The sequence below is a fragment of the Crocosphaera sp. XPORK-15E genome (genome assembly GCF_034931425.1).
In the GTDB taxonomy this organism is placed as follows: Bacteria; Cyanobacteriota; Cyanobacteriia; order Cyanobacteriales; family Microcystaceae; genus UHCC-0190.
Genome location: NZ_JAYGHQ010000010.1, coordinates 168,421 through 181,604 on the forward strand (window position 1 = coordinate 168,421; position 13,184 = coordinate 181,604).

11 protein-coding genes are annotated in these 13,184 nt (G+C 39.2%); 2 read left to right on the forward strand and 9 right to left on the reverse strand.

Annotation, left to right across the window (positions count from 1 at the left end; genetic code table 11):
• Positions 1-159 precede the first annotated feature (159 nt).
• From sigC to hisB, 6 genes are all read right to left on the reverse strand, one after another.
• Positions 160-1,416, reverse strand: a complete 1,257-nt coding sequence (gene sigC / locus VB691_RS13050; protein ID WP_323291929.1) for an RNA polymerase sigma factor SigC — start codon at positions 1,414-1,416, stop codon at positions 160-162.
• Between the two features lie 365 nt (positions 1,417-1,781).
• Positions 1,782-3,206, reverse strand: coding sequence for a cytochrome c (locus VB691_RS13055; protein ID WP_323291930.1), 1,425 nt, complete (start codon positions 3,204-3,206; stop codon positions 1,782-1,784).
• Between the two features lie 387 nt (positions 3,207-3,593).
• The gene (locus VB691_RS13060) at positions 3,594-4,742 is read right to left on the reverse strand and encodes a SpoIID/LytB domain-containing protein (protein WP_323291931.1); all 1,149 of its coding nucleotides are present in this window, start codon (positions 4,740-4,742) and stop codon (positions 3,594-3,596) included.
• Positions 4,743-4,998: 256 nt separating this feature from the next.
• The gene (locus tag VB691_RS13065; RefSeq protein WP_323291932.1) at positions 4,999-5,814 is read right to left on the reverse strand and encodes an inositol monophosphatase family protein; all 816 of its coding nucleotides are present in this window, start codon (positions 5,812-5,814) and stop codon (positions 4,999-5,001) included.
• Positions 5,804-6,850, reverse strand: coding sequence for a histidinol-phosphate transaminase (gene hisC, locus VB691_RS13070; RefSeq protein ID WP_323291964.1), 1,047 nt, complete (start codon positions 6,848-6,850; stop codon positions 5,804-5,806). The genes VB691_RS13065 and hisC overlap by 11 nt, the downstream gene beginning before the upstream one ends.
• Positions 6,851-7,042: 192 nt before the next feature.
• Positions 7,043-7,693 carry an imidazoleglycerol-phosphate dehydratase HisB gene (hisB, locus tag VB691_RS13075; RefSeq protein WP_323291933.1) on the reverse strand — a complete coding sequence of 217 codons (651 nt, stop codon included), beginning with the start codon at positions 7,691-7,693 and terminating at the stop codon, positions 7,043-7,045.
• Between the two features lie 75 nt (positions 7,694-7,768).
• On the opposite strand from hisB, the gene VB691_RS13080 reads away from it, so the two are divergent.
• Both VB691_RS13080 and VB691_RS13085 read left to right on the forward strand, forming a co-directional pair.
• A complete protein-coding gene (locus VB691_RS13080; protein ID WP_323291934.1) occupies positions 7,769-7,921 on the forward strand; it encodes a DUF29 family protein in 153 nt (50 codons plus the stop codon).
• A 231-nt stretch (positions 7,922-8,152) separates the two neighbouring features.
• Complete coding sequence (locus tag VB691_RS13085; protein WP_323291935.1) at positions 8,153-8,683, forward strand: DUF4330 domain-containing protein; 531 nt, start codon at positions 8,153-8,155, stop codon at positions 8,681-8,683.
• 20 nt (positions 8,684-8,703) lie between these two features.
• Here VB691_RS13085 and VB691_RS13090 read toward each other — a convergent pair whose 3' ends face one another.
• The 3 genes from VB691_RS13090 to ilvD all read right to left on the reverse strand — a co-directional run bounded on the left by VB691_RS13090 (position 8,704) and on the right by ilvD (position 13,099).
• Positions 8,704-9,036, reverse strand: a complete 333-nt coding sequence (locus tag VB691_RS13090) for a hypothetical protein (protein WP_323291936.1) — start codon at positions 9,034-9,036, stop codon at positions 8,704-8,706.
• An 88-nt stretch (positions 9,037-9,124) separates the two neighbouring features.
• The gene (locus VB691_RS13095; RefSeq protein WP_323291937.1) at positions 9,125-11,158 is read right to left on the reverse strand and encodes an N-acetylmuramoyl-L-alanine amidase; all 2,034 of its coding nucleotides are present in this window, start codon (positions 11,156-11,158) and stop codon (positions 9,125-9,127) included.
• Between the two features lie 255 nt (positions 11,159-11,413).
• The gene (ilvD, locus tag VB691_RS13100) at positions 11,414-13,099 is read right to left on the reverse strand and encodes a dihydroxy-acid dehydratase (protein WP_323291938.1); all 1,686 of its coding nucleotides are present in this window, start codon (positions 13,097-13,099) and stop codon (positions 11,414-11,416) included.
• Positions 13,100-13,184: the final 85 nt, after the last annotated feature.

Below are 13,184 nucleotides of genomic sequence, written 5' to 3' on the forward strand. Positions count from 1 at the left end.
GGTTTTGTGTTATTTTTCTGAGTAAGTTTTGAATATGACCTAAGAAAAAAATTGGGAAAACAAATCCAATCATTAACACCCATGTTAACATTAAATAAACAAAAAAGATAGTAAAACTAACTATCTTTACACCTTCTATTTCTACTGACAAAATTGACTTTAACTCAAGGTTTCAAAATAATCTCGAATTTGGTTGCGGCGGCGAGGTTGACGTAATTTTTGCAAGGCCTTAGATTCAATTTGACGAACCCGTTCCCGTGATAAATCTAAGGCCCGTCCAATATCCGCTAAGGAATAGGCAGTACCATCATCAAACCCATAACGAAGTTTAATAACTTCCTGTTCTCTGACCGTCAAATCATCTAATAAAAGCTGTAAATCTCGACGTAAAGATTCACTAATTAAACTATCTTCAGGAGAAACATCATCTGATTCTAATAAATCCATTAATTCCGTATCTTTTTCCTTACCTACTTTAAGTTCTAAAGAAACAGAACGGGGGATTTTCATCAACACTTCTCTTACTTGTGAAATGCTCATATCCACTTCTTTGCTAATTTCATCAAGAGAAGCAGTGCGTCCCGTAGCTTGAGAAATTTTGCGCTGGGCCTGTTTAATTTTATTGAGTTTTTCGGTAATATGAACCGGAAGACGAATGATGCGACTTTGCGTGGCGATCGCCCTAGTAATTCCCTGACGAATCCACCAATAAGCATAGGTACTGAAACGATACCCTTTCAGGGGATCAAACTTTTCAACGGCCCGTTCTAATCCTAACGTGCCTTCTTGAATTAAATCCAGTAATTCTAAACCCCGACGTTGATATTTTTTGGCCACGGAAACCACTAAGCGTAAATTCGCTTTAATCATCTCATCTTTAGCCCGAATTCCCATCTTTTGAATGAGTTCTAATTCAGAGACTTCCAGGTTGGCCAAGGCTGCCCATTGTTGTTTTCCTTGGGCTAAAATTTGTTTTAATTCAAACACAGTCATTTCGGTAGCTTTCGCCCATTTTTCCCAAGAGGGACGATGGCCCAAATGTGCCATTAACTGGTCGTGAACCTGATAAACTGAAGCAAATTGACTAATAATAGAATCTTCCTTTTGGGCCGCAGTATTCCGTATCTCTATTAACTGAACATAACGTTGTATCTGTTGTGCTTTAGAGACTTCATCTTCTTTTTTGAGGAGGGGAACGCGACCAATATCTTGAAGGTATAACCGAACTAAATCAGTGCTGGCCCGATTGGTTTTGCCATCAGTTTCTGTCAGTTCTATCTGTTGTAATTCTAGCAAATCCTCCTCTAAGACAGAATTGATCTCGTCAATATCTCCCTCTGTTTTGCTTCTGATGAAGTCAGGAACAGAGGGAGGTTCATAATTATCGGTGTCGAGATAAGAAGATGTAGCTAACATAGCAATTTCTCAATGATGATTGCGAGATCGAGAAGAACCTGAGAATTCTTCCGGTTAACCCTAGTGTTCCCAAAAGGAAACCTAAAACGCACATTGTCTTTACATTTGTTTGAATTAAATCAGTCAATGTACCCTGGTCATTCTGTCTTAGGGTGAGATATAGCATTCGTCCTAGGGGCGGGTTTTTGTCACAGTCTCTGATTCTCACAAATATGTTAGATAAACCTGCCCGTACACCCTTGTGAGATAAGTTTTTGAAACTTATGCACCCTGACCTCACTCGTTGCGAGAAACGCTATAAACACCCAAGACAGATCCTTATACAGCCTCATTGAGAAAGATTCCAGAAAAATCCGAAAGGATTTCTACAAAGTTTTGAGATATTCCACTAAAGCTTGTTTATCCTCAGTCGGTAAGGTTGTTCCGTAAAGATGGCCCTGATTACTGTTTGCTTCGGCCGCAGTATCATATTTAAACCCTTCTTTAGCTGCTTCTGGCCCTTCTGAGACAAAACCGACTTTTTCAGGATTATAAACATCATAACTCCGATAAAAGACGGGGGTGCGGTTTTCGGGGACTTCTAAAAGATCGGTTAAATAGGGAACGGAACCATTATGGAGATAGGGGGCCCGTAACCAAATTCCATCCAGAGAAACCGCCACATAACCGTCAGTTTTTTGAACATGGGTAAAATCCCATTCATAACCATCTCCCAATTCCTCATACTTATCAACTGCTGCTTGAGTCCACATATCAATGCGATGGCGATCAGTTCCTACTTCTTCCACGGGAATAACGGTTCCGGTGCGATCGCCGCCAAAAGCGTGACAAGTGGCACAATTATTCTCAAAAATGGGCTTACCTTTGGCGACTAATTCTTGATTCACTTCAAAGGGATAAGCAGGGGGTTGGACTTCACGAATAAAGTCTTCAACCCGTCGTAAATCTTCGAGGGGGACATTATCGGGTTTAGTTCCTGCGGCCAAGGCCCCCATAATTGCCACTTCCGTAATATTTGTTTCTAACCCATCCCAATGATAAGCAAAGCCTTTATGTTGCTTTTCATTCCAGAGGGGAGGATCATCTACATTGTCAATGGTGTCATCAAGGGGTAAACCAAAGTTAAGAAATTTAACAGGATTAAAAGAAGGAATACGGCCTGGCCCCGCATCAGGACGAGAATTCATCCAAGCAAACCCTTGTCCTAAACCCATTAGAGCCTTTTGGGTTTGGGGAATTAATAGACGACTATACAATTGTTTTTCGATCCAAGAAAGATGATGTTTTTCTTCAATGGCGGGCAAAATATAGTCAGCAGTAAACCTGGGATCTTTGCCACAAGCGGATAAAAAGCGAATATTAGCCTGGGTATCAAATTTTTGTGCGGGGGCCCCTAAAACTAAGGTTGGGGTATCTTCAGGACTTTTACGATAGGTTGCACTATGACACATGGCGCAAGTTACCCCTTGTTTTTCAAAGCCAATGGTACTTTTAGAAATGCCGACGGGGTTTTCTTTTCCTGGTTCCCAGATATACCCGACGGAAGTGTATCCTCCTGGGCCTGGTAAATGTTCAGGAAAAAGACTGGGTAAGACAACCCAGATCCAATAAGGAAGGCCACCAGAATTAATTGATCCATATTTAAAATGTTCTTCTGGGGAATCATAAACAACGGGGACTTCCCGCTTCAAATAATACCAAGCGGTGTAACCTACCCCTCCCATTAGGAGTAACACAATAACCGCAAGGGTTATCAGAATTTTTCCTAGTTTACTGCCGAGAATTGCCATAAAAATCACCAAATTTAAGACTCTTAAGTTTACTATAGTTGATAAACTTTCCTTAAGCAGATATAAGTTGTTTTTCGGCAAAACCATATACATCAATAATCTAACACCCTATTTCTTAATAGATGCTTTGCCCAATTAGCCTGAAACAGAATTGCTAAATTTATCAATATATACTCTCTTTTTATAAACCATCTCTGTAAAAATCTCCAACAGTAATCATCGAAATTGTAACAAATCTTAATATTATAGGAATATTAAAAAATACTAATTTTTATAACAATGATTAATTATGTTAGGTATGGCCTCGCATTGTGAACTCAAAGGAAAGTTGTTTTGAGCAGAATGAATCCCCAACTAAATCATAGATTATCCTTGGGGTTTATTCAATTACTTAATCGTTGTTAATTGAGCATTTTGATAATAATGACTGACAATTTGATCGTAGGGAACACCTTGTTCAGCAAGATAATGGGTTCCCCATTGACTTAACCCAATACCATGACCATAACCTCTCCCCTCAATTTGAAAGGTTCCATTATTAGCAGAAACGGTAAATAAGGTACTCTTTAAACTCAAAGCTTTGCGTAACTGATCGTCAGTTACTTGACGGGAACCCCGACTTCCTACTACTTTTAAGCTAATAATTCGTCCATTGGGAGTTGTTCTTTCAGGAATTAGCGATCGCACTGCCCCCACCCCTCCCAATAAATTACCCATATCATTGGCACTAAAGGTCTTACTCCATTGAAACACAGGGGCTAATTGATCGTAATCCACTACCCCTCTCAAATAAGGCAAAGGCGAACTCCAAACATCCTCAACATTCTCTGTATGTCCCCCAGAAGAAGAATGAAAGGCAGCGAGAATGATTTTGCCGTTGTAGGTTAAAACTTGTCCTGTGGTTGCTTTTACCGCGTCTTGGGTACTGACAAACTCTGTTTCTAAACCCTTATATACTTGGGTTTTGGTGGTTGTATCCAGGTCGTAAAAACGGTTACTAGCCTTAGAACTTTGGTACAGGGCATAGGTACGGGCCACCACTGCTTGGGCTTTTAACGCTTCTTGGGGCCAAGTAGGGTAAGCTTCCGATCCCACCACACTATACAAATATTCTTCTAAATTGACTAAATTTAGGGCGGTTACGCCATTTCCTTGACGGATAATTCTCACTTTGCCCCGATACCAGCGATCGCCGATCCAGACTACCCCATCTGCGGTGGGTTCAATCACTAAATAACTGGAATTCCATTGATTCAAGTTTACCCCACTACCACGGGGTCTTACCGTAAATCCATCTAAAGCTGCTAATTCGCCAATTTTACGCCCGCCAGCATCTTTTACTAGGGCCGGGGTTGAACTACCGATTTGCACTCCATTAACGCCTTTTTTAATGGCAATGCGTAGCTCTGTTGCTGCTTGGGCTGAAAGACTCAGAAGTATCCAAACTAACCCTACAAGCCCACTGTATCGTCCAATGGTCAGCCATAACCATTGGGCAACTCTTGGGGCAGAGTTTCTACTCTGTTGTACTGTCATGGGATTATTTTCCTCACACACATCCATAAATATGAAAATCTTATCGCATATCGCAATTTTGGTGTTGGTCAGGTTTTGTTGTTGTCATCAAGCTAAGGTTGGACTACAAAAGTTATTAAAAATAATTCTCATTAGTATTGACAAGTATTCTTAATAAGGTTATAGTTAAGTCATAAGTGTTCTCCTCTCAAGGATGGATCGCAGGTGGAGCCGCTCAGCAGATAAGGGACGGTTCCTCCATTTTTTTTCTCGGAGTTTAACTCAGAATGACTTTTAAGGCTTGTTGATGTAAAATTTGGTTAGAAGCGGCCAAAATTTCCGTAGAGTGGCTGTTAAGGGGATTTCCTGACCAATCAGTGATAATTGCCCCCACACCTTCGATAATGGGAATTAAAGCGCAAAAATCGTAGTATTTGAGATCTGATTCAAGAATAACCATAGGCATTGAACTCCACCCCATGGCTAAGGATACATAATTATAACAATCTCCCCCAAAAGCGGTGCGACGACAGACTTTTTGCAGACGAGTGGCGATCGCTTGTTGACGAGGGGTGACAAACATGAGGGGAGTTGTGGAGGTTAAACAAGCTTCTGTTAATTGATAATTTATATTATTAGTGTAAATATTATCAATAATTGTCTGATTAAAGCAGGGAGGTTGTCCCCTTATTCCTAACCATCGTTCTTGTAAAATGGGTTGATTAACACACCCTAATAATGGCAAATTGTTGTCAAGATCGACTAACCCGATTAAGGTACCAAAAATAGGCAAACCTTTGACAAAAGAGGATGTACCATCAATGGGATCTAGTACCCAATAATAACCATTTTTTGAAGGAATATTTTCCCCTTCCTCGCGGATAATACCATCATTGGGAGCTTCTTTTTTAATGATAGCAACCATCGCATCTTCTGCCAAGCGATCGGCAATGGTAACAATGGACGAAATTTCAGTGGTTTTGGTTTCTGCTTCTAAGTTGGGTTGACGGAAATATTTTTTAATAATATTTCCTGATGCGTCAGCTAAGGTATTAGCTAAGTCTATTTTCGTCCTAATATTTTCATGTTGCATTTTTGAGTTTGTTAATTACTTCTAAAAGACGATCAATTTCTGGATCTGTTCCAATGGAAATACGGACATAGTTATTAATCCGAGGATGTTTAAAGTGTCTTACTAATACTTTTTGCTCTTTTAACTTAGTATAAAGTTCAGAAGCAGCGATCCATTGGGGAGAAGCAAGGACAAAATTAGCATCAGAATCAAATACTAAGAAATCTAGGTTTTTCAGTGAGTTTGTTAGACGGGTACGGGTGTTACGAACTTGCTGCCAAATTTGCTTAAAATAGTCTTGAAATTCAAAACAATTGCTCCCTAAAGTTTGAGCAATACGATCTAAATTATAAGAGTCTCTTACTTTATCCATTTGTTCAATTATCCCTAAAGAACTAATGGCAAATCCTACACGCATTCCTGCCAAACTATAGCTTTTAGACATAGTACGAGAAATAATGACATTATCATATTTCTCAAGAAAGTCCCAATGATTTTCATCAGAAAAGTCGATATAGGCTTCATCAATCAAGACTATTCCTGTTGCTTGTTTACAGGTTTCTTCTAAGTATTCACGGTTTAAATGTTTTCCTAATGGGGGGTTAGGAGAAGCCAGAAAAACAAGTTTTGCTTCTGGACAAATCAACGGGCCATCTAACTCAAAATTCTCATTAGTTGGAATAGTTTTAATGAGCGCACCATGTACCTTGGCAATTGTCTCATATAAAGAGTAGGTTAAATCAAGAAAAGCGACAGTTTCCCCAGGATTAACAAAAGTTCTTACGGCAATATTTAGGATATCATCAGACCCATTTCCTGCCAAAATATTGTTATAGGAAACACCAAAAACTTTTGATGCTGCTTTCCGTAACTGGGTAGAAACTGGGTCAGGATATAATCTAACTTTAGTTAATTCCTGTTGTAGTGTATCGAATATTTTATCTGGTGGAGGATAGGGGTTTTCGTTAGTATTAAGTTTAATATAATCAGTGGTTTGTGGTTGTTCTCCGGGGACATAACCTGGGGTTTGATTGACACATTCTCGAATCGGCAGCATAGGCATAAGTTTAATGGTTATATTCTGTTAGTATAGCTTAAACTGAGTAAAAAAATATTAAGGAAAGATTAGAAAAATCCAAAATAGTCAGTTAGTTAATTGAATAGTTTTCAATACAATGACAAGAAAATTTTTAGTTCATTTTTAAACCATTAATTGTAGGGGCTTAACACTGTTAAGCCCCTACTTTAATTAGGCCATTAAAACACCTTTAGAACTAGGAATAGAATTGGCACGACGAGGATCAATTTCTAAAGCCATTCGCATTGATCTCGCAAATGCTTTAAAGGTTGCTTCAATAATATGATGAGAGTTAATTCCATCTAATTGACGAATATGTAAAGTCATTTGACTATGATTAACAATAGCGACAAAAAATTCTCGCACTAATTGTGTATCATAAGTCCCAACTCTTTGGGTAGGAATTTGTAGACCATAACTTAAATGTGGCCTTCCTGAAAAGTCTAAAGAAACTTGAACTAATGCTTCATCTAAGGGTGCAATAAAATGACCAAACCGGACAATTCCTTTGCGATCGCCTAAAGCTTTTCCTAATGCTTGGCCTAGGGTTATTCCCACATCTTCATTAGTATGATGATCGTCAATTTCAAGATCACCTTTTGCTTTAACATCTAAATCAATTAAACCATGGGAAGAAATTTGGTGTAACATATGATCAAGAAAGGGAATTCCTGTGGCTGCCTCACAATTTCCTTGACCATCTAAATTCAAGGTAACTTGAACATCTGTTTCTTGAGTGGTGCGACTAACAGAAGCAATTCTAGGAGCAAAAGAGGGAATAATAGAGGGAGAATTAGGAAGATGGGTATTTTTAGTCTGCATAGGTTGATCAACAATAGTAGTTAGGACAAACTTTTTGAGTTTCCTGATCTTTAGGATATCAATTTACTGTCGAGATTGTACCTCAAAAGTAACAAAAAAGAGAAAATATACAAAAAAGCAGTTAAATATGTTATTATTAAAACAGGGTTAGATAAACATATTTTTCCTGATGACTGTCCTTATAGTTTAGAGCAATTATTAGATGAAGATTGGCTACCCATACCTTAAGGAAGTCATTCGTCAGAAGTTGTTGAAAGTAACGGGGACAAATTCTCAGAATAGGAATTCAAAGAAGTTTGGGGATACTTTTAGCCGAATAGTTCGTCATTGTTGTTGAGAAGGGGAAAAACTATGATAGAATTGCTGAAATTTGTCTCATCTTACCAAGAGAAAGACAATTGACTATTTTGTTCTAAGCCTCATTGTTCCTCATTTTCACACTGATTGAGTCATTTATTTATGAAACTATTAGATTCTAAAGGCCGTTTATTTGGAAAAGTTAGTATCCTAGATTTAGGAGCAGCATTAGCGATTTTTCTGGTTATTGTAGGTATTTTTGTCGTTCCTGGTAAGTCGGGAACCAGTACCATTGCACAAGTCGCTAACAAACCGATCGAAGTTGATGTTATTGTACGAGGTTTGGGGATACTTGATCCAGACTCTCTAATGCGTCAATTTGAGGAGACTAAAAAAACGAATATTGTAATTCGTAATCAACCTGCGGGAGAGTTCGGAATTAAAGCAGTTCAACCTATTCCGAGAACCACTCTTGTTCCTCAACAGGATGGTACTGTTAAAGCTTTACCAGATCCTAGCCCACAAGCCAAATATTATCAAGATATGATTATTACTCTAACTGGAGACGCGCAAGTTACAGAAACTGGTGCAGTGGTGGGTCAGCAAAAGGTTAAAATCGGTACTTTAATTGAGTTAGAAGGGAAAGATTATAACTTTAATACCAGTACCATTGCTGTGCGAGTTTTGAAGTGATTTAACTGAAAACATTATCATCATTTTTCAATTTGGGTCATGCGCTTTTCTAAGTTCATGACCCTTTCTTTTAATTCTATCACTAAGGTTGATAAACGTTCAAATAAGGGGTCACTGCGTCCAATTAATTCACCATCAATTATTTGGGGAGAAGTATTAATAGAAGGGTTATTAGCAGAATTATTTTGTTGTTGTCTTACATTAAGAATAGCATTTTCTAAGCGACTGACTCGCGCATTTAAACGGTCAATATCTCCACGAAAACGACTATCATCACTGGCCAAAATAGGAGAGATTTGAATTAATAGGGTGATAATTAGTAAGATAAGTAAGAATTTGCGATTAGTTATCATTGATTCTTAACTGAAGTCGGACAATAGACTCAAATAAGGAACAGAGTTTAATCTCTGTTCCCTAATTCTTAACACAGATTATGTGTGATTAACCAATCCTAAAATCTTCCATCCGATTTCTGGGATCAGCACTAACATGAATCCAAGCGGGGTTTTCTAGCGTTCCGTATTCCCGAATCAGTTGATCAAATGAACAATTAGTCCTGATCCAGTCAGCTAACCGTTTCGTGCTGACATCTTGGGGAACTACATCGGCCGCGTAACCAATGCGATGTGCGCTGTTAGGACTACTACGCAATAATTCGTTCAGTTTAGGACAACGATAACCAGAATTAACCGAGATTGGGCCTAAAGCATCTCGGGCCGGTTGCAGGATTTGAAGGCATAGTCTCCGTAAATGCTCAATTTCCGTCGCCGTTGGGGTATTGTCAATATGATGACGTTCTGCCGTTTCGGAGCGGACAAATTCTCCTAACGTAAAGTCAGGACTTAATTTCAGGTTAAGATCCACTGTAGAGTCAGTTCTTACCATGATGTCCATTTCCGCACTAGCAACCAGTTGATTGTTCTGATCTAACCCCCTGGCCACAATTAAGCGTTTGCCTCCGGCCGTGAATTGATAACCCACTGACCACTGGCCATTTTCAACCATACTAGAACCTAAGAGCCATTTATCTTCTGCATACAACTCAACTTTAGTCATTTGAGCATCTGCTGTTCCTTCAAAGATAATGCGATCGCCAAATTCAAAGATTCGACCATCTTCGGGACTGGTAATTTCTAGGGCTAACACAGGCCTCATCTGAATCTGAGTATAAAGCTCTTTGAGCAGTTTCATGATTTGGTTGCCATAATTCAAATCAGCAGCCCATTTTCCCGCTAATTTGTCAACCGTTGGCCCACATCCCCTGGTGACTAAATGGAAGCGAGGGTCAACACAAGACTGTTTGAGGGATTTTGTGGAAGCATAGGCTTTCAAATGTTGAATTTGGGCGCGAATGCCAATTTGTTCGTTAGGAAAAGAAGCACCGGCCGCACCACCACCGACTGCACCAACACCAGCAAAGTTGTATTGAGAGGGTTTAACATCGCCACCAAAGCGTAAGAAACCTGTTTCTAGACACATTTGGCAAAAAGCAATATCGTGGTTGACTCCTTCAATTTTCGCTTCACTGACATAAAGTTCTGCTAAATTGTGGAAGAATCCAACATGATCTCCTGAATTATGTTTTTTCAGAAATGCGCTTAATTGAGTTGCTGAAGCTTTCCCAACTCCCATAATAGAATTGAGTGGTTGAGGGATATTTTTGGTGGTAAGGGTAAGGGTTTTAGGACTGTCTTTCCAACCTACCGTTACACCATCAAGATCAACCGCTTTGAGATAAACCACATGACCATAGTCAATCCGTCTTACATCTGGAGCAATCTCAATGTTTAAACTGTCAACTAACTCCATGGGAACATAGGAATTGTTATTAACCAGAATTCCTTTATCGTCATAAAGTTGTCCATTGATTTCAATGTCAATGGTGGGATAATCTGAAGGAGGAATTACATCACCACTCCAAGTAATTAACCCATTAACGATACCTTGAGCAAACCTTTTTCGGTTATCTCGCAAAAGGTCCATGTCTTGGGCGTTGTCCACAAAACATAACTCTAGAAGTAAAGAAGGAATGCTGACTTGACGACAAAAAGCTAAGCTACCTGGATGAGATTCTGTATCAGGTTTTGCTCCATTATCTCCCCCATGGGTTTTCAATTTAGGAACTTCATCCAGCAATGCTTTTAACAGTAACTTAGCATTTTCTTTCCGTTGAGCGTTACCAAAAATATAAAAACATTCAGTCCCTTTTGCATTTCCATTAGCAGCATTACCATGTATTTCTAAGGCAACATCTCCTGGTTTTGCTCGTTGATTGATCCATTGAATTGTTTGCCCAAGACTATAGGTATCAGGAACGGAGAAAAAATCAACATTTTCTTGATAGTTTTTAGCTTTTAACTCATCAATAATCAATTGACGAGTTTTCATCATTTCTTGAGATTCGGTTGTTCCAATGGCTGTACTTGCGCCTGGATCACCCAGACTATGACCGGCAGAAATAAAGATCCTATTCATACTATTACCCCCTCTAAATCATAGAGTATTAAGAAAGTAATAAAAATCTTTTCCTACTTAATATAATAGCTCTTATTTACAATTATAGAAAGAGTCTATAAGGATAGCTTATTAAAACTTTAGGAAACTTTACTTATTGCATCAATAATAGGCACAGCCAACGCATCTAAATCTTAGACCCCTTATCTAGTAAGGAATTATAGTAGAAGATTAATTTATCAATAAGGGCATAATATATTATGCCCCTACAGACAACTAGAATAGATTTAAGTCCGTTACAGCCCCTAAACTACTAGAAGAAACTAACTTCGCATACTTCCCTAATACTCCTCTTTTATACCGAGGTTCAGGGGCTTTCCAATTAGCACGACGTTGGGCTAATTCTTCCTCAGAAACATTCAATTGCAACAGCTTTTCTTGAGCATCAATAGTAATACTATCTCCCTCTTTAACTAACCCAATAGTACCCCCGACATAAGCTTCTGGGGCTACATGACCAACTACTAAACCATAGGTTCCACCTGAGAAACGGCCATCGGTAATTAAGCCGACAGAATCACCTAAACCTGCCCCAATAATAGCGGAGGTTGGTGCTAACATTTCCCGCATTCCTGGACCACCTTTTGGCCCTTCATAACGCACAATAATCACATCTCCAGGATTAATTTTTTTGGCAAGAATTGCCTCTAAACATTCTTCCTCAGATTCAAAAACACGCGCTGGCCCAGTAACTTTAGGATTCTTAACCCCGCTAATTTTAGCAACAGCACCCTCTGAAGCTAAATTACCTTTTAAAATGGCTAAATGTCCCTCTTTATAGACAGGTTTATCCCAAGAACGAATGACATCTTGATTAGCTGGTGGTTCAGCCGGAATATCTGTTAAAATCTCCTCAATAGTTTCCCCTGAAATAGTTAACGCATCTCCATGTAATAACCCATGAGTTAACAGCATTTTCATGACTTGAGGAATGCCACCAGCTTGATGCAAATTAACAGTTACATAACGTCCCGATGGTTTCAAATCACATAATACGGGAACCCGTTGACGAATGGTTTCAAAATCATCTAAAGTTAACTCAACGCCGATGGTATTTGCTATGGCTAATAAATGCAACACGGCATTAGTAGAACCTCCGACAGCCATAATTACAGAAATGGCATTTTCAAAGGCCTTGCGCGTTAAAATTTGACTCGGTAAAAGCTGATTACGGATAGCATCAACTAACACAAAAGCAGAGTTTTCTGTACTGTCTGCTTTCTCTGCATCTTCTGCTGCCATAGTTGAAGAATAAGGTAAACTCATTCCCATAGCTTCAAACGCGGAAGACATAGTATTTGCAGTAAACATTCCCCCACAGGAACCGGCCCCAGGACAAGCATTTTTTTCAATAGCTAATAATGTGTTATCATCTATCTTACCTGCGCTGTGTTTTCCTACCGCTTCAAAGGCACTAACAACGGTTAAATCTTCCCCATTGTAATGGCCAGGTTTAATAGTTCCCCCATAGACAAAAATAGCAGGAATATTCATTCTTGCCATCGCTATCATAGCCCCTGGCATATTTTTATCACATCCCCCGATCGCAATAACTCCATCCATACTTTGACCATTACAAGCAGTTTCGATGGAGTCTGCAATAACATCCCGTGAAACTAGAGAATATTTCATCCCTTCTGTTCCCATAGAAATGCCATCACTAATGGTAATTGTACCGAACATTTGAGGCATTCCGCCCGCATTTTTGATTCCGGTTTCGGCCCGTTTTGCTAACTCATTAATTCCCATATTACAGGGGGTAATGGTACTAAACCCGTTAGCAACACCGACGATAGGTTTAGTAAAGTCATCATCACCGAAACCGACAGCGCGTAACATCGCACGGTTAGGGGTTCGTTGACTTCCTTGGGTCACAACACGACTTCTTAGATTCTCAGACATTGTAGCGTTCTCCTGGTGACTATAGCACTGTTTCTATTGTCCATTGTTCTGTTACTTTGGGAGATAAAAATATAACAAAAATCCC